The sequence below is a fragment of the Flagellimonas taeanensis genome (genome assembly GCF_003584105.1).
In the GTDB taxonomy this organism is placed as follows: Bacteria; Bacteroidota; Bacteroidia; order Flavobacteriales; family Flavobacteriaceae; genus Flagellimonas; species Flagellimonas taeanensis.
On record NZ_QXFO01000006.1, the window covers coordinates 262,115 to 280,274 of the forward strand.

Consider the following 18,160-nt stretch of genomic DNA (forward strand, 5'->3'; position numbering starts at 1 on the left):
TGGGATTTATATATTTCATATTCAATTTTCAATAATCCATGTTTGTGAGTGTTCCATCCAACGCGTAATTGAATGTAAAAGTGGTTCCTCCGTTTTTGGGACGAAGCATCACTACGTATTCCATCTTGGAACGATCACCATTTTTTGGCATTTGTATAAGCGCCATATGCATTGAAGGATTTTCAATCTCCTTTTCGGCTATCAGCTTTTCTCTTGATTTTTCGACCAATCCCCCCAACTTTTCCAGATTGACCATATCTCCAAGTTGAAACATAAAGTCTGATGCATTACTGTTCTCCGGCACCTGAATGGTTACGTCCGAGGTTTGCGTCCAATTATCTTGGGAAAGGCTCCATTGCTCCATTTTTAAGGATTCGGGGGCTTTGGTCGCGGTAACCCCTACAATATTTCCAATGGTTTCATTATAGGTTATGGTCAACTCTGTATAATGGGCTTCGTCCCCAAATTTGCTCTTTAGCACGTCTTCAATGGCTTCAAATCCTTTGGCATTTGCCTCTTGTGTGCTTGCTCCCCCTCCACAGGAGAATAGGGTCAGCATAAATCCTAAAAGACTTATCTTCAGTTTTTTCATTATTTATGATTTTTGAATTGATTACTCGTTATCTCTTCCAAATTGAAAGAATAGAAGGCCTCCCACAAGTATCAAGAGTATCCTTATCACCCATCCTGCGGTACTTCCCCAAATGTCTATCCAGGCCAAAAGCCTTATGTTGTAGTTGAAAATTGACAATAGCATTGAAATAATGCCCATTGCAGCGGCCAAAAGGCCCACCTGGCCTAATCGCGATTTAATATTTTCCATGAATTTTAGGTTGATAGCATTTCAGACCAAAGGTTGTCCAAGGAAAAATGGAATTTTTCATAGGTTAGCTTGAGTAAGAAATGGTTATTGCATGCTAAAGGTGCAACAATGCAATTGACCAAAAAACAGGCAATTCATATCTGTGAACTGCCAACCTATATTTGTTGGGTTTAAATTTGTATGCGTATTTCGGAAAATGCCAAAACGATATCCGTGACGTATCCTCTACTGAAAATCCTAGAGGTTATTGTATTTGAGAAAGGTGGTCACAAAAGCTTCTTTTTTACGGGAAGAGACCGGTATTTTTCTTCCGTCCTTTAAGAAAATAATGCCCGATTTATCATATTTATCTATGAATTTCAGGTTAACCATAAAGGACTGGTGGGGTCTTGTAAAATTTACGTTTTCAAGTTGCTCCTCATATTCTTTTATGGGTTTGGACACCACATATTTTTTGCCATTGGCCAAATGGAAGGTGGTATAGCCCTTATCGGATTCGCAGAACAATAATTCTTGAAGATCTATCACCTGAAAGCTATCACTAAGTGACAATACCAATGTGGAGTCATTTTGAAGCCAGACTTGCTTTGCGGTTTTTATTTGTTTTTTCTGTTCACCAACCGGAAGTTTTTTGATTTTTTCCAAGGCCAATCGTAATTCTTCAACATCAACGGGTTTTAAGAGATAATCAACAGCCCCTATCTTTAGGGCCCTGAGGGCGTATTCTTCATAAGCGGTAATAAAGATGACCTTGAAATCGAGGTGCTCGGTCTGGTCTAAAAAATCAAAACCGGTACCATCCATAAGGTTGATATCCAAAAAAACAAGTTGTGGCTTACATGTGTTCGCGACCACAACGGCGTCTTGTACCGATCCGCACTCCCCCATGACCTCCACATCTGTTTCTATGGACTGTAACAAATGAAGCAGTCCTTTTCTAACATATACTTTGTCCTCTACCAATAACGCTTTCATGCCATTTTAAGTTTTTCGTGGGGTAAAACTAATGTTACAACCGTTCCTTTCTCATTATACTTGATCCTATCCTCAATGGTAACGGACCCTTTCATTTTGAAATATGTAGATAATATATTCAATCGCTCTGTAGTGATTTGGGTGGCCAGTGATTTCTTGCCGTTGCCATTATGCTCTTTTTGGGAATTGATACCAATACCATTATCCGTTATAATGCATATCAACTCTTCGTTAAAATATTTTAAGTGCATGTCAATTTTTCTATCCTCTTTTTGACTTGTAAAAGCATGTTCTATGGCATTCTCAATAAATGGCTGGATAAGCATGGGGGGAATTTTAAACAAAGAACCATCAATGTCTTCATCTATGGCAATCGAGAATTTATAGGCGTCATTTTCCAGATTCTGAAGGGCCATATAATTTTCTATGGCCGTTAATTCCTGTGAGAGCAAGACCATTTTGTCCCTTGAATTCTCGAGGGTTATACGCAGTAATCTTGAGAATTTCGACAGGTAATCGATTGATTTTTTCTCCTCTTTATTCAAAATCATTCCTTGTAAAACGGACAAGGAATTAAATACAAAATGGGGGTTCATTTGCGATCGCAGTAATTTTTGCTCGGTAATGATGTTTTGGTTTTTGGTCTTGATGTTAGTGAATTTCTGATAGAAAATCATGGACCCCAATAGTATGGAAACCATAAGAATACTTATTATGGCCCACAGGAGGTTTTGCCTGGACTTTGCCAGATCTTGGGAGGTTGCCAGAACTGTTTTTGTAAGTTTCAGTTCCCGGATGTTTGCAGAATCAAGGGCCTGTTTGTACTTATATTCATACTCGATCTGGGTTATTTTTTCAATGTTTTCTTTATTGAACAGGCTGTCGTTTAGGGTTTTGAACAATTGATGGTTCTCGAGTGCTTTTTTATATTGCCCCGTATTCCCATAAATGACGGAGAGTAGCTCCGACGCTTTTTTCTGTATTTCCAATAGCTTCAGTTCCTCTCCTATCTTTTTGGCCTCTTCGGTAAAGGAAAGTGCTTTGCGATAGTCCTTTTCATGAATGTGACTTTCGGCTATACCTAAAAGACTTTCGGGCAGGACATGCTTGTTGTTCGTTTGCTGACAAATATCTTTTGCCTTCACAAAATTATCTCGTGCTGCCAAAGGTTCATTGAGCAACAGATTGATTCCTCCAATGTTATTCAAGCATATGGCCATTTGTTTTAAGTTCCCGATCTCTTGACTCGATTTCAAGGATGTATTGTGGTATTCCAATGCTTTTAAATATTCTTTTTTAAGAAAGTATATCTTTCCAATATTGCCATTGATAATCGCCATGAGCCGATCATTCCCTTGTTTTGATGAAAACTCCAAGGATTTCTCATAATAATCCAATGCCTTGTCATATTTTTTCAGAAAACTATATACTTCGCCCAAGTCATTCATCTTAAAGGCCATCCCCATAGTGTCTTGGGTTTTTATGTCATAATCCAAGCTTTTGTTAAAGTTATCTATGGCCAAAGGGTAGTTGCCCTGCACTTTGTACACCACCCCCAAATTGGAATGAACATAAGAAATACCGTCCTCGTCATTCAGTGCTTTGCTCTCCTCCAATGCCCTTTTATAATTTGAGACTGCCTCATTCAACCTCCCCATCTCGGAGTAGGCATTGGCACTATTTATGAGAATGGTCACCTGCTCTCTTTTATTACCACTTTTTTTATAAATATCGAACGCTTTGCCATAGGAGTTTATAGCTTCGTCATATTTTGATTGGTCGTAAAAGGTAATCCCAAAAGCGGTATAACTCGAGGCAATTCCATCCTCATCCCCAATGGACCTATAATAGCCGAGGGAACGCTCAAAATATTCAAGACTTTTATCGTAGTTGGATTTGATGTTTTCCAGGATTCCTTTTAAATAAAATACTCGGGCCTTACCCCGGGTGTAGTCAAGTTCTTCGCTCAATAGCTCGGCTTCTTCAAGATAGGGATAGGTCGATTCCAAATCTCTTTGGAAATAGGAAAATGCCAAGTCATATAGTAAATTGAACCTAGTGGTATCTTTTTCAGAATGAACGGACAACGCATTTTTTAAACTATCGATTTTTTTGCCTTGCGATTTTACATTCCAAACAAAAAGGAAAAAACAAAACCAAAAAAGCGCTAAGTTACGGGTTAGGTTCATAAAGTTTGTCAGCAACTTTTTGGTTTGTTGTGGTCCATGGATGGTCAAGAAATGTATGGTGATATTCGTAAAATACCTACAATGGGATAGTTTATATTTCTTTCCAATGTATGGCAAATTACGTTTTTTCTGTTTTCTTAGAATGACATTATACCGGTTTTCTTAACCATGAAATGCTTTCAATGTATATCCGTAATGTTTGAATACATATTTGCAGAAGTACAGCATTTATTTGTTGATTAACATTATTGATTTGATGGGAAGTCTTTATTTGAAAAACCATGCGTCTTCAATTGCAGTTTTTTTTTGAGAAAGGATGCCCTTTGAAATAATTATTTCCAGTACTGGATCATTTAATTGATCTATCGTCTTGAAGGTCAACGAGCAAAACTTGTTTCGCACTGAAAGGGCCCAAAAAACCTTCAGATGAACTTTCCATTTTCAAGAATATCCTTTAAATCTCTTTGAAGTGAGGCTGCATTTCTTCCAAATGATCGTATTTGATCTTGGGAATCATTACCTCTTCTCAAAACAGGTGCTGGCTTTGGCAACCCCCTTCCAGCATTGATCGGTCTCTTGATTACTGGGAACAGATAACAATCCACCATACTTAGTTGACATCCATTGAATTTTCATCATCATGCTGCTGTATGCCTGTATGTTGTAATGTTATTAGTTGAACAATTAGTACTGGTTGGAGTACTCTTTCACCTCAATTGTCCATCCCTAAAATTACAACAATCACTACCACTAAAAATTGCGAAGACCTAGCATATCAAATGACCTGTTGTGATAGGTATTTTCACTAGGATCGAGATTTAACCAGTGACTCAAAATACCACAACGATTTGATATACAAATGGTTTAGTACGATTTTCATTGTTACACGTTCACGCCGAAGGGCATGGTAAAAATGAAAAGTTACCCCCCATCATGGCAATCAAGTTTTCCAGTCCGTCCATGCCGTTGATGACTCCCTGTGCTTCTCCTCTTCCCATTTTTCCGATAAAAGTCATGATGATGCTTTTATATACATTACAGGCCAATTCTTTCAAGGCCATGCTTACCTGTCCTTCCAGTTTATCGGGATTCATCACTATAATGGCCTCTGTGGCAAAGGCATATAATTTTACCAAGGTCATGCTGTACAATGCCACTATTGGGGCCGCCGAGGTAGCTGCACCAGGGATCATCATCATGAGTTGGATTCCGGCCAATACTTTTTGGTATTCGTCGATCACATTCTTTAGGGCTTTTAGTTGTTCCGCCGTGGAAGAACTTCCACCGCCGCTGCCATCGGGTAGGATTCCACGCAACTCACCTGAGTTCCGATCTACTTCAAAATAGGATGGAACATTCATTTCCTTATCAAAAAATGACAACTGGTTCTCCCTAAAAATCCGGTTCTGGAAGACTTTGTGCTTATTTTTCAATATGTTATACCCGTATTCGGGTTCGTTTCTGATATTGTGCAAACTTACCAAGTCATGCCCCTGCAATTGCCTAACCGCGCTGTCATCAAACTCCATCTCTTCCAAAAAGGCAAACTGGGCCGTCTTTTTAACCGTTTCGTACAGATTTTCCCTTTTGGTCCCCGATCGGCTCATGCTGGCATATTTTGCGGTCGGTAGATAATCGAACAGGATTTTAGTGCTGTCTTTATAATAGCCAGGCTTCATCCTTAACAGACAGGAACGGAATTGGGTAGGATAAGTAACTGATTTTTCTGTAACATGATGATTCAAAGGTTGCATCATGGTAAGCAACAAGGGTGGATAGCCAAGCGTGCCTTTTTCAAGTGCCTCCACTGCTTTTTTGGTATCGTTCATCTGCTGGGCCATAAACCACTCTTTATTGCTTACCAAGGAGCAGAGGTACTCGGTAAGTCTGACAGACAAGGTGGGAGCTTCCCGTTCAAAGGCCAGCATGGCACCGCCCAACATCATTTCGTGCACATCTTCAATATATTTTCTACTGGGCGTCAATCGGTCTCTGTCCAAGTAATTGTCCCACCCTGCCAAAGTGCGCTTTATTCGGTTACTTCTCCAACTGATCTCTACATATAAACCAATAATCCGTTCCCCTAAATAAAGATCATTTGGTTTGGGAAATACAATAGTTGCCTCATCCGAAAGCTCTTTCTCTTTAATGGACACATTGATCCTATGTTCGTTTTCTTCTTCAAAAGAATGGTAGGTAAGTACATACGGGGGAAATGACATCTGCGAAATGATGTTTCGAATCTCCTCTTTCGTTTTTAATTGGTCGTCGGCAGGAATCTCCTTGAACTCAAAATTTTCCCGCAAGTGTTTATAAAAGGTATCAACATTGAATACATTCAACAAAATGGCAGGTGGCCCCGTTTCGTATACATCTTTGTACTCGGTCTGGAATTGGTCGTCATTGTGGCCATCGGTAGCGTACAATATCAAGTCCGCACTACTTTGTTTGGCCTTTAAAAGCGACGTATACACATTGGAAGTGGTCGCCTTGCTCCTGACGCTCGCATTTGGGTACATTTCCTTTACCATTTCCTCAAGCGACGCCGCAAATTCTTTTGCACCATCTCCCCGATATTCTTGTGGCATACTCAGTGAGGTATCATAGAGCAGCATGATCTTTGGAGAAAATACATTTTGTTCCAACCATCCGGTAACGGCTTTACCATTATCGGTAATCTTAAAATTGGCAGCGGACAATCCTTCAACAATGGTTCCCGACCCATCTTTTGGGTATAGTTCCAATTTCACTTTCGGAAAAGCCATGGGGGTAGCCTTTATTTCAAAGGTCTTCACTTGTGAAACATCCCCAAACGCTCCATTGTTCTCTTTCACGACCACGTTTTTAAGAATTTCTTTGCCCTCCAAGGTAATGGGCTCGCCCACAAGTGAGCGTTCTTCCATGTAGGACAGGTCCTGATCAAATTTCTGATAGGCAAAGCAGGGTGTGAATGTGCTGATGTCGGAAATGGACTTTGTGGCCTGCTGGGCAAAATCCATATTCTTCATAAACAAGATCTGCATTGTGCTACCAATCAATTCGCTCAATTTCCAGGTTCCGGAAAGGAGCTCTTTTTCTTCCCAATAATCAATGGCGGTCCTATAGGTCAACGAAATCTTGATATCCTCCTCGCGTACCTCGGAAATTTTTGGAGCGTCCTTAAACGTATTGCCCTTATTGCTTGGATGCAATTGCCCCACCGTTACATTTGGATCAAAAACATGGGCATAATGTTCTTTTCCATTCAAGACATATACCACTGAAGGGACTTCGCTTTTGTGGAAACGGAAGGAATTGGGTTTAATAGCGGAATAGTGCTTTTCATTCAGATTTGAAATAAGGCCGTCTGCCAAATGGGTGCATTTTTCATCGAGATCCAACAATTGATCAACGCTTCCATTGCTATCATTCGCCCCTAACAATCTTTTCCATTTCTTGAGTTGTTTTTTACTGATGGGTGGTGCAAATACCGCATGATTTTCACGAAATACGATATTCTTCACCTCCTCTTCAGTAATTTCGGTTTCTTCCAAGACCACTTTTGCCTCAAAACCGGCCTCGCTCAGCATCTCCTTCAATATTTCAGCTTTTTCGCGCGGTGTGGCCAATCCACAACGCAGGGCCGCATCCGTACCATAAATGGACAAACGGTTGGCTTGGTGGAGAAACTGGCCAATTTCAGGGATCATTTGCAGGCCATCACGCACAAATTGAATCATGGCCTTAGGGTCTTTGGCAGCCACCAAAGCCTTTCTTCTGCCGGGGAGATGATCCGGACTTTGCTCCAATGCGGTTATCATTTCGTTCCAAACATCAAACGGCACCAATAAGTCATTGTTCTGACAGCTTGTGAACACTAACGGTGACAAATAGAGTCCAGCTGAACCAAGCCCTACCAATTCAATAAACTCCCTTCTGTCACATTTCGCTTCCATATTGAATCCCGTTATTCAGCAATTTCAAAGACCTTCAGCAGTCCTTTTTTCTTTGTATTGGGCACTTCGGAAATGAACACATATTTCCCAGGTTCTAAATCCACGGTAAAATACCCCGTGCTGCCTGCAGGCATATCGTTTACACCTCCCAGAAATGTGACTCCATCGGGAACTGGGGTGATGAGCCCTTTGGGGTGCGACCAATCCATCCATTTTTCCAAAGCTTCCAAATCGGCGTTCGGGGCCAATCGTGCAATATTGATATCGTGCCAGATAAAATTCTCGTGTGGCTTTTGGTCTTTCACATAGACAGAGAAGGTATGTTTGCCTTTGGTAATGGGCCTATCCCAACTGATACCGTCCTCACTCGAAAGCACTATATCCACCGACGGTTCTGGGGGTTCATGGCCGCTGTCCTCTTCGGTAACTATAAGTGGTTTGGCCATACCCATGAGGGTGTGGAACTTGCCATTCGGCATTTTCACATAGCATTCCATCACATAATACCCAGGATCTAATTTCAAGGTACTGACCGCTGTATGTTTGGGGGAGATCAATCCAGATCCTCCGCTAAAAACAATATCAAAGTACCAAGCGGGGAGTTTGCCAAAAGCGGCAAAACCTTCTTCTGCTCTTCCTGCGTTGATCAAGTCCATTCCTTCTGCAAAAACAGGGGCCACATCACTGAGCGTATTCTTAATGGTCTTGCCGTCAGGATATTTGTCCAATAGAAAAAAATGGGCTTCGTTGGACAGATTGTCGTATACAAAGGTGTTCCATCCTGAAGAAATGGTGTCCACCGATTGAAACTCCATGCTTCGGGTTATAATACGGATGGATTTTTCAACTTTAGCCACAGGTTGAGTCATTGCGGAAGGATCTTCCACCATCTTGGATTGCTTTTTATTCTGCTTACAATCTGTTGTTAAAAATAATAGGAGCAATAAGCTTAGTGTTTTTAAAGTTTTCTTCATCTGTCTTGGTTTTATGGATTAAGGGTCGCGTTTATTTGGCCCGAAATGGGAAAATTACCGCCCCACTCCGTCATTCCACTACCTTCGCCGGTAAAGATCATTTCCAGTTTGTTTTCTGTTAGTTTTTTAATTTCTATGGTTCCTTTTTTGAATACGACCCGTTTGTTTATCCTGCTGACATCCCTGTCGGCGTTGAAGAAATTCAGGTCCACCTTTATCTTCCCGGCATTGGTGTCCGGAATTATAAAGGTCGCCTTTTGCATATTCAAAATATCCGTATGGGTAAGGTTCAAGTTAAGTTGAAACGGGTTCTTATCCGCTCTGAACAAAAGCAAAATGCTGTCTTTTGTAAATGTTGACTTTACCGATAACAGGTTTTCTTGGCGTATGTGGAAGACCTGGTTTTCCATGGTAACTTCAACGGCATGGGTGCCCGTAGGCTTGTCAGTAAGGCCTGTAACATCCTTTTTCTCGATATTTTTACAGGAAACCAACAATGCTACTGCCATGAAAACTGATAAGAGGTAATTGTAGGGATTTAATCTTTTAAAATACATCATCTGATTTTTAGCTGGGGTTACCTTGCTTTTAAAACTACCATTTTCTGTTTCTCATCAAACATGACAAGAAACTGATTTCCTAGGGTAAAGTTGAGTTTTTCCAACACATAATCCCTAAATAAAAATGGACCACCCGGAGTGTAGCTTTTCGAAAGATCAAAAACCAGTATGGCGTCTTTTTGGGGCATGACCGAAAGCTTTTTGGTATCATTCAGGGTCATAAAATGTCTTTTTTCAACATCCGAAAACTCATAAGGAAGCACCGAGCGGGAACCCGATTCGGAACTAGTGACGGCGAATTTTCTCTTTTTTATATCCGAAAACTCATAAGGCCGTACCGAACGACTGGACTCACCGTATAACATGCCGGTAAAAAATGTGCTTCCGGGGTATTTTTTGGCCGCCGTGGCTTTGTCGGGCAAGGCTTCCACTGGTAGGACGTCCACAATGGTTTTTGTGTCATCATCAATGGCCAAAATTATTTTTTCACCATTTTTGAGTGGTGTCGACTTTGATTGCGCCTGTATAAATGTGTTGATAATCAGGCATGTGAATACGAATACAATGGTTTTTGTTTTCATGGGTGATTTAATTTAGTATATCAATTGGTTAAACCGTCAAGCTTGAATTCCTTGAAAATGTTCCAAATCTCATGTTGCTCAAACCCCGTTACTTTTAGTTTTATGGCAAAACGGTCGTTGTAGAAAAAGCCCAGGATATATCTGTTCTGGTTTTTGTCAAAATCTTCCCTTACCACAGTACCTTCATACTCTTTTATTTTATTGTAATCGCCATAACTTTCATTGTTGGTTTTATCATACTTGATGGCCCTGAAGACTCCTGTGGCTGCGGCTCCTTTATCTCCCGCCCCATCGATCATCTGCAAATTGATTTGCTTGTTGGTGTGTGTGCCATAAGTCACAAATGCAGTTACGGCACCAGCCATTGCTATGGCATCACTATTGGTTTTGGATAAGCCGCCAATAGATTCGGGAAACCATTTCTTAAGGTCCTCAATTGCAATTGGGTCGAGTTTTTTTAGGGCTTCCGATTCAGCTGCCAATTCACGTGCGCCTTTCACCAAATTATTGCCCGGTTTTACTTTTTCTACAACGGTGTTGGATTTTTGGTGGGTTTCCTTTTCGGCCTTATTGCCGCAGGATGCAACGGTCATCGCCACTAAAAGGGCAACAAAAAATTTCAAATTTTTCATGTTTACTATTTTTGGGATTTGATTGGCCATTAATACCCTGTGCAGGGTTTGAGCCTATCCATTTGTTGACTGATGGCCACGCCATCTTTCATAAGGGACAGTGGATGAAAATATTTTTCTAACAGGGCGTTCAGTTGGTATAAACGGAACTTATCCTCATTCCTAAGCTCGGGATATACCTGAAAGAACACAATCAATGTCCTTTCAAATTCTGTATACTTTTCCATCCTTTTGTCAAAATCTGTTTTGCTTTCGCGATTCATGTCCGGTACTAGTTGGATTACGGCATTCATTTCTTCCACGAACCGCTTGAGTTCCTCCGGTTTGTCCAATATTTCAACACCCGAATATTCCAGGTGGTTCACACTACTCATAGCATTGAATAATTCCTCCGTACAGAACATGATGGTGGTGCTGGACATCATCATCGTCAACTGCATCCCGTACAAATCGTAGGTCCTCCGACAGTCATTGTCGTTTGCCGTTTCCGCTTTCACCGCTTCCAATTCATTTATGTAGCGCACCATCAGGTAAAAGCATTTGGTATAGGGGGAGTAGTTGTCCAGATTGGTGATGTACTCGTTATATTTTTGGAATTTGTTTTTAAAAATGGATTTATAAATTGCAAATTCTTCCCTATTTCTATCTTCGAGAAAACCCTTATAAGGAAGCCTCCAACTATTGGTGTCATCGGAATCACCAAAAATGTCGTTGATGTCATCCATGGTGAGGTTCAGATCATCCATGGGGATGCCAAAATCATTGCCATGGTCCGTATCGGTGCCTCCGTCACCCAACTTCTTGTCCTGGGCATTTAGTGTAAGTGAACATATAAGAAGTAGTCCAATAATTATAAATACAGGTTGTTTCATTTTTTCTGTTGTTTACTATTACAGGGTAGTCTTAAAACCCACCCATGGTTGAATATTCTCCTTTAGTAATGGACATGCTCTCTGCTTTTAGCTCGGTACATACCATGCTGAAATTGTCCTTTTTCTTCTTGGCCGACTCAAACTTCATTTCCATGAACATAGTGTTCTCGCCAAGTGGCAATACACTGCTGGGCAAACTTTCTGTGTTGGCAATTCCACCTAAGTACCCCACAGGTGTTTCATTGGTAATCCAAACCTTGGATACTCCATCTTTAGAGGTGATTTGGTAGCCTTTGCAGTTGTAGCCCAGAATGGTCTTGTCTCCAATGGGAATCACCTTGATGTCCTCCATGGAGTTCTTGCCCTTTTCTTCCATTTTTTTGGTCAGCTTTTCAATGTTTTTTTTGCCTGCAGGGATTTTCATGGCCATTTTTTGTTTGCCATCGTCAGTGAACATCACCATGGCCTGGTTTTCCATATCCATGACCGTGATGCTATTTGTTCTGCCGTCGTTGTACCTGTTGCCAAAATAGCGTTGGCCCGGTTCCATCCAATAGTGTATCTCGGTCTCCTCTTTTTGGGTGGTGATCTTCATGGTGGCCCTGTATGAGAATTCATAGATGTCCGGAATGCCCTTCAGACCTCCGCCGCCCAGAAGTCCGGCCATTTTTTTCTGCATGGCAGCTTCCTTGGCTTGGTTCTGTTGTTTTGTTGAATCAAGGTTTTTCTCGGTTTCCCCTATTTCCTTGGTGTTGGCATTTTCGTTCTTCTTGCCCTTTTTCCCTTTTGTGATGGAATCGATGGTGTTGTCCGTTCCTTTGGAAACTTCTTCGTCCGTGCGGTTCAGGATGGTGCGCTCCGCAGCATTTTCAGCAGCTTTTTTGAGTTTTTTTAAGAACTGTGCCTGTGAAGACACAGCAAAACACAGCACCAGTAGGGTTGTTATCACTGTTTTTGTTTTCATTTTATTTGATTTTAGTATACTTGTGGGATTACTGTTTTCTTATTTTTATCAATTTGATGACTTTATCCTTTTCCAAAATATTAAGTGAATAGATGCCTTTTTTTAGGTGGTCTATGCTCATATAAATCTTATTGTCCTTAAAGGGTTCTTTTGGTCCGGTTGTATCCTCCATAATTGTCTCTATGATTTTGTTAAAACCAACAAAGGCCTTCCAATTCGTTGGGGATAAAAGTAGCGGCACTGGATTCGGACGAATACCACATATTTGCCAAAGGATGCAATAAAACGGACAATCCCTAAAAAGCGTAGTATTTTCAGACATCGTAAAATACGTGTCCGTAATTTTTACATTTGGTAAACTGGGTAAGGCTATAGGTTGGAAGAGAACTCACTCGGGGTATACCCATGGATTTCCTTGAAACATTTGATGAAGTAAGAAGGTGTATTAAAACCTACCTGATAGGCAATTTCAGAAACTGTTGCATCTGATTTTTTAAGGAGTTCCGCTGCCAATTTTAGGCGTTCGTTGCGGATGAATTCTGAGGGGGTCATCCCAATAATGGCCTTTAGTTTACGGTGCAATTGCCGTTCGCTCATATGCATCAAACCACAAAAGGATTCATTGTTGAATTCCGTGTCGGTGATGTGCTCGTCCAATATACTTTTCAAGCGCTTTAAAAATTCAGCTTCGGTATTGGTAATGGCCAAATCAGGATTGATGCTAAATGTGCTTTTGTAATGTTCGGCCAAGCGTTTTTGGGCATCAATGAGTTTTTCGGTTCTAATTTTTAGTTTTTCGGTATTGAATGGCTTGGTAATATAGGCATCGGCCCCTGTCTTAAATCCCTGTATCTCGTTTTCCTCTCCCACTTTGGCAGTCAACAAGATTACGGGAATGTGGCTGGTCAGTGCGTTTTGTTTGATTTCATCGCAAAGTTCAAACCCGTTTTTAATGGGCATCATCACATCACTGATTATTAGGCTGGGGAGATGTTTTTGCGCCAAATCAACGCCTGTCTTCCCGTTATCTGCTTCCAATATTTGATATTCATCTTCAAAATTTGAAGCAATAAACATCCGGACATCCGCCGTGTCATCAACAATCAACAATTGGGGCAGATTTTTGCTTTCTTTGACAGCCCGGGGCACCTTTGCAACGGTATCGGTTTGAAAATTATCTGTATTTGTCTGCATTGTTTGCCCAATATTCGGCACACTGCCTTCCATTGATGTAGATTGCTCCACGGGAATATGTAGCGTAAACTGTATTTTGGAATCTTCCATTGTATTGGCCGTAATGGTGCCTTGGGCCAATTCCACCAACTCCTTGACCAATGCCAGTCCAATACCTACACCTTCCGAGGTTTCATTGCCTTGGTAGAACCGCTCAAAAAACCTTGATGGATTTTTGCTGTTCAGATGCTCGGTTTCGTTTTCCACAATCAAGACCAAGTCTCCGTTATGTTTATTTGCACGGATGGACACATCACTGTTTTCAGGCGCATACTTGATGGCATTTGAAAGGAGGTTGGACACGGTTTTTTCCATCATATCCCTGTCAAACCAACAATCATCCAAACCCTGAATGGTACTTCGTATGGAAATTTTTCTGTCTTGGGCCTTGTATTGAAAAGCCTCCACAAGTTGCATCAATAGTGCCTTTAAATTGCCTTGGGTGAGATTGAGCCTTCGTTGTCCAGAATCCAATATGGAGATGTCCATCATCTGGTTGATCAGTTCCACAAGTCGGTCGGTATATTGCTTGACCAGGCCGAGTTCTTTTTTGTCGCTTTCTGTCAAGTTGGGTTTCTTCAATTGGTTTTCAACAGGGCCCGCAATCAGGGTAAGCGGTGTACGGAACTCGTGGGAGATGTTGGCATACAGATTGGTCTTGAGTTCATCCAATTTTTTGAGGCGATGTGTTTCTTCGTGTTCCAATCGCAATTGGTTTTTTAGGTTCCACCGCCATTTCAAGTAATAATATAAAAGATAACCGAGCAGTAAAATTAAAAGTGCATACATTGTCCTGGCAAGGTTGGTTGCGTACCAGGGTTTTAAAATGGTGAACGAATATGATGTAGGCTCAATGCCCCAAACACCATCATAATTGCTGGACAATACCTCAAATTTATAATCATTTGGTGGCAGGTTGGTATAATGTGCCTCGTTGTTGTTGCCAGCATCAATCCAGTTACCATCGTTGTTGACAAGTCGGTATTTGTATTGACTCAGCTCTGGCTGTGAAAACTGCAGGGATGCAAAAGTAAACGACACCGTATTTTGGTCGTGTTGTAATTTCAATCCATCCTCTAATGGACGTTCTTCATTGAAGACCTCCATTTTGGTAATGACCGTTTTGGGACGGGACGGATTTGTTTCAAGCTGTTTTGGGTCAAACCAATTAAGCCCCTTTATTCCCCCAAAATACAGGATGCCATTTGCATCTTTGTGATAAGCTCCTGCGTTGAATTCGTAGGACTGTAGTCCAAAGTAGTTGCTATAGTTTGCAATTGCCGATATGGTCCCGTTTTCAATGTTTAACTTGGTGATGCCCCTATTGGAGCTCAACCATAAATTTCCATCGGAATCTGATAAAATCCCATAAATGATATCATTGGGCAGACCATCTTTTTTGGTATAGGTGGTTACAGTACCTTTCTTTATATCGAATGCCTTTAATCCATTGCCGTTTGTCCCTACCCAAAGCACAGTATCATCGTAATGCAAAGAAAAAATTCTATCAGGTATTCCATCAATCTTGGAAAACTTGTTCTCTTTGGTGTCCAACTTGTATAATCCGTCAAATTCCGTCCCTACCCAAAGGGTATTTGTGTCACCCTGCGCAATGGTGTTGATATCTTGCTCAATGGTACTGATATAATAATTTGAAGCCAGGTTTGAATATTCAGAGGTAAATTGCTTAACAATGCCTTTGTGCTTATCAAACTGTAGCAGACCACGGTTGGTGCAAAGCCACATATTGTCGGTAGCATCTTTAAAGATCTTCAGGACTGTAAAGGGCGCCGTTTCTTCAAAAGAGGTTATTTTTCCGTTGGCATCCATCATTTGGAGTCCATTGTTTAGATGCCCTATCCATAAGTTTCCACTATCGTAAAACAAACTCGCAATCCTATCTCCCAAAAGATCGGAATTGGCAGTTGTATATGTGAAAAACTCTTGGTCGTATGGATTTATTTTCGTCAATCCTTTGCCTTCTGTACCTACCCATATAGCGTTTTTGTCATCTGTGGTTATAGCTCTTATGACATCAATATTGACATTATGAGGCACTTGGTCGTCAGTCAATACATTGAATTTTGTCAAATACGCATCGTAATAACACACACCGGCACCTTGCGTTCCTATCCAAATGGTCCCGGCACTGTCTTCATGTAAAAAATACAAAGAATTGGAACCCAAGGCATTTGGATCCTTCTTGCTATCGGTGAAATTTTGGATGGTTTTTAAATTGAAATCAACCAGGTACATGCCGTGCCTTTCTGTGGTAATCCATAGTCGATCCTGTTTATCAACCAACAAATCCTTAACGATTAAATCCCAGGGAATGGGAAAACCATCAAAACCTGCAAACGATTCAAATCCCTTATCATTTGGAGTTTTTAAATAGAGTCCTTTTTCATAGCTTCCAAGAAAAATAGTCCCCGCTTCGGACTTGGCAAATCGGCTGAATATGGTCTCTGGGGCGAGCTCAACAAACGTATAATCATTATCCTTTATCTCAATGATGCCGTCATCGGTAGTGGCCAAAATGGTCTTGTTGTCCGTTTCAACAAAGCTGCAAACTGCAAAATGCCGGTCTTCAGGTTTTAAAATTTGAATTGTATCCTTGGTTTGGTGGTCAATTTTGAAAAGTCCCTCGCCATAAGTGCCGATATAGTAATTGTGTTTTTTGTCCTGGGCAATTGTGATTACCTGCTCAAATTTTGAAACTTCTTGAAAACTATCTGTTTTTTGTTGGTAGCGATTCAATTTTCCAGAGCTTGCCACCACCCATAAAATGCCCGCTCTATCGACGAACACTTCCCCCGATATGTACTTTACTTCCCGCTTTGCATCACTGGTGGGAATATTGTAGTGTGTAAATTCCCGTCCGTCATATTTATTGAGGCCATCCTCCGTATTGAACCATATAAAACCGACACTGTCCTGGGCAATGCTCATCACACTGTTCTGGGACAGGCCATCCTCAACGGTCAATTGCTTAAACGTTACCTGTTTACTGACCTGTGAAAAAGCAGTCTGGAAAAAAATCCATATAAATAGTAATGTTAGCTTACGTTTCAATTTTTACTTTAGTCTAGTTAAATGGCTCGTTAAGGTAATCGATTTACATAAGAAATTTAAATCAGGTAAGTCTGATCTGTATTTGAAGGAACCAACCCAGTTTGCCGCAAACCATATCGCATCCCGATATTGTCGCTTTCAGTTGAAATTCTGGTTTCATCCATAAAATAAAGGGAGTACCGTCCGTGGTAGATACTGTTGGGGCCTCGCTATCCAAATGGTCTTTTAGCCAAAAAATTGTTTTGCTTTTTTACTGACCATCAGGACCAAAGCGCAAATCACCGTAACAAAAAACACGGATCCAAGAATAACTTGGTAAAGGGAAAGGGAGTGATGGTAATATCTGCTCAGGCCATACCCTGTGACACTACCGTAGAGTAAAATGGAGTGGAGAATATAGATGGCCAATGTATTCTGGCCAATTTTAAGCACAATTTTATGTCTAAAGAAATTTCTCAAGCAAATGAAGATTGCAAAAACCAAAAGGACCACACCCAAACGGGCAAAAAGGTAACTTTTTTCAAGAGCCCCGTGAAAAACCTCTATATCAACCAAGTTTCCAAGATCCTTTATGAATTCGTAGGATTGGAAGATCAGCAGCAAACCCATGGACAAGATGATCAGAAGGGCTTTCTGATAAAACCCCTGCTTAATGAGATTAGAATGGAAAAATCCAGAAATACAAGCACCTGCCGTTGCAAAGCCAAACCAGGGTGCCATTGTAAAGACCGAACCGTTTTCCCTTGTAAGGTAATTGGAAATGCCTATCGGCAGAAAGTTGTACTCCCCCTGGTTTATTGCTCCACTAAAAATGAAAAGGAAAATGGTAATCGACCCCAATAAAGTTTGGAAAATATACCTGTTGAGCCTGTAGGTCATCAAATATAGAACAACAATCAATATCATAGAGAGTCCTAAACATTGGAGAACATGGACGATATCGAAACTCGGGTTGATGGAACCTTTCCACAATAGTCCAAACTTGATCTGCAATATATACCCTATGACAATGAGCAGTCCTCCTCTTCTGATTCCTTTCTTTACACGGGGATTTGACCATCCCATTCCATAATTGCCGAAGAGCAAATATGTGAATATAAATCCCGATACGGTAAAGAACACGGGGGCGGTGACTCCCCTAAGGTAAGCCCATGCGTAATAAACAGGGCCTCCTTCTTCCCGATAGCTATTTACCAATAACGCGGACACAAAGTGTCCTTGAAGCATCATCAGAATGGCCCAAGCACGAAGTGCATCAATGAAATATAGCCGTTCAGAATTGGTTTTGCCCATTAAATTGTCGGCGGGGTCATTCTTTTGCTCCAATGTTTCTGCGTTGATCGGGTTGAA

Annotated in this window: 13 protein-coding genes; all 13 read right to left on the reverse strand. The window is 41.0% G+C overall.

Annotated features, from left to right (window positions below; genetic code table 11):
• Window positions 1-28: 28 nt before the first annotated feature.
• Window positions 29-592 (reverse strand): hypothetical protein, encoded by a 564-nt coding sequence (locus D2V93_RS02095; protein WP_147377338.1) that lies wholly within the window; start codon window positions 590-592, stop codon window positions 29-31.
• 21 nt (window positions 593-613) lie between these two features.
• Window positions 614-823 (reverse strand): hypothetical protein, encoded by a 210-nt coding sequence (locus D2V93_RS02100; protein WP_119618176.1) that lies wholly within the window; start codon window positions 821-823, stop codon window positions 614-616.
• A 237-nt stretch (window positions 824-1,060) separates the two neighbouring features.
• Complete coding sequence (locus tag D2V93_RS02105; protein WP_119618177.1) at window positions 1,061-1,798, reverse strand: LytR/AlgR family response regulator transcription factor; 738 nt, start codon at window positions 1,796-1,798, stop codon at window positions 1,061-1,063.
• Complete coding sequence (locus tag D2V93_RS02110; RefSeq protein ID WP_119618225.1) at window positions 1,795-3,885, reverse strand: tetratricopeptide repeat protein; 2,091 nt, start codon at window positions 3,883-3,885, stop codon at window positions 1,795-1,797. Before D2V93_RS02110 ends, D2V93_RS02105 begins: the two co-directional genes overlap by 4 nt.
• Window positions 3,886-4,877: 992 nt before the next feature.
• Complete coding sequence (locus D2V93_RS02115) at window positions 4,878-7,922, reverse strand: hypothetical protein (RefSeq protein ID WP_119618178.1); 3,045 nt, start codon at window positions 7,920-7,922, stop codon at window positions 4,878-4,880.
• 11 nt (window positions 7,923-7,933) lie between these two features.
• Window positions 7,934-8,737 (reverse strand): hypothetical protein, encoded by an 804-nt coding sequence (locus tag D2V93_RS02120; RefSeq protein WP_245978059.1) that lies wholly within the window; start codon window positions 8,735-8,737, stop codon window positions 7,934-7,936.
• Between the two features lie 170 nt (window positions 8,738-8,907).
• Window positions 8,908-9,405, reverse strand: coding sequence for a hypothetical protein (locus D2V93_RS02125; protein WP_147377339.1), 498 nt, complete (start codon window positions 9,403-9,405; stop codon window positions 8,908-8,910).
• 68 nt (window positions 9,406-9,473) lie between these two features.
• On the reverse strand, window positions 9,474-10,037 hold the full coding sequence (locus D2V93_RS02130; protein WP_119618181.1) for a hypothetical protein: 564 nt from the start codon (window positions 10,035-10,037) through the stop codon (window positions 9,474-9,476).
• 20 nt (window positions 10,038-10,057) lie between these two features.
• Entirely contained in the window at window positions 10,058-10,669 is a 612-nt protein-coding gene (locus D2V93_RS02135; protein ID WP_147377340.1) for a hypothetical protein, read from the reverse strand.
• A gap of 29 nt (window positions 10,670-10,698) precedes the next feature.
• Window positions 10,699-11,541, reverse strand: coding sequence for a hypothetical protein (locus D2V93_RS02140; RefSeq protein WP_119618183.1), 843 nt, complete (start codon window positions 11,539-11,541; stop codon window positions 10,699-10,701).
• Window positions 11,542-11,572: 31 nt separating this feature from the next.
• Window positions 11,573-12,505: a DUF4412 domain-containing protein gene (locus tag D2V93_RS02145; protein WP_119618184.1), complete on the reverse strand. Its 933-nt coding sequence runs from the start codon at window positions 12,503-12,505 to the stop codon at window positions 11,573-11,575.
• A 369-nt stretch (window positions 12,506-12,874) separates the two neighbouring features.
• A complete protein-coding gene (locus tag D2V93_RS02150; RefSeq protein ID WP_119618185.1) occupies window positions 12,875-16,810 on the reverse strand; it encodes a hybrid sensor histidine kinase/response regulator transcription factor in 3,936 nt (1,311 codons plus the stop codon).
• 225 nt (window positions 16,811-17,035) lie between these two features.
• Entirely contained in the window at window positions 17,036-18,103 is a 1,068-nt protein-coding gene (locus tag D2V93_RS02155) for an acyltransferase family protein (RefSeq protein WP_147377341.1), read from the reverse strand.
• Window positions 18,104-18,160: the final 57 nt, after the last annotated feature.

Coding starts and splice junctions, on each gene's coding strand:
- D2V93_RS02120 (WP_245978059.1), bottom strand. CDS start 8,737: ATGGAGTTTCAATCGGTGGACACCATTTCTTCAGGATGGAACACCTTT.
- D2V93_RS02095 (WP_147377338.1), bottom strand. CDS start 592: ATGAAAAAACTGAAGATAAGTCTTTTAGGATTTATGCTGACCCTATTC.
- D2V93_RS02105 (WP_119618177.1), bottom strand. CDS start 1,798: ATGAAAGCGTTATTGGTAGAGGACAAAGTATATGTTAGAAAAGGACTG.
- D2V93_RS02125 (WP_147377339.1), bottom strand. CDS start 9,405: ATGGCAGTAGCATTGTTGGTTTCCTGTAAAAATATCGAGAAAAAGGAT.
- D2V93_RS02155 (WP_147377341.1), bottom strand. CDS start 18,103: ATGGGCAAAACCAATTCTGAACGGCTATATTTCATTGATGCACTTCGT.
- D2V93_RS02145 (WP_119618184.1), bottom strand. CDS start 12,505: ATGAAAACAAAAACAGTGATAACAACCCTACTGGTGCTGTGTTTTGCT.
- D2V93_RS02140 (WP_119618183.1), bottom strand. CDS start 11,541: ATGAAACAACCTGTATTTATAATTATTGGACTACTTCTTATATGTTCA.
- D2V93_RS02135 (WP_147377340.1), bottom strand. CDS start 10,669: ATGAAAAATTTGAAATTTTTTGTTGCCCTTTTAGTGGCGATGACCGTT.
- D2V93_RS02100 (WP_119618176.1), bottom strand. CDS start 823: ATGGAAAATATTAAATCGCGATTAGGCCAGGTGGGCCTTTTGGCCGCT.
- D2V93_RS02115 (WP_119618178.1), bottom strand. CDS start 7,922: ATGGAAGCGAAATGTGACAGAAGGGAGTTTATTGAATTGGTAGGGCTT.
- D2V93_RS02130 (WP_119618181.1), bottom strand. CDS start 10,037: ATGAAAACAAAAACCATTGTATTCGTATTCACATGCCTGATTATCAAC.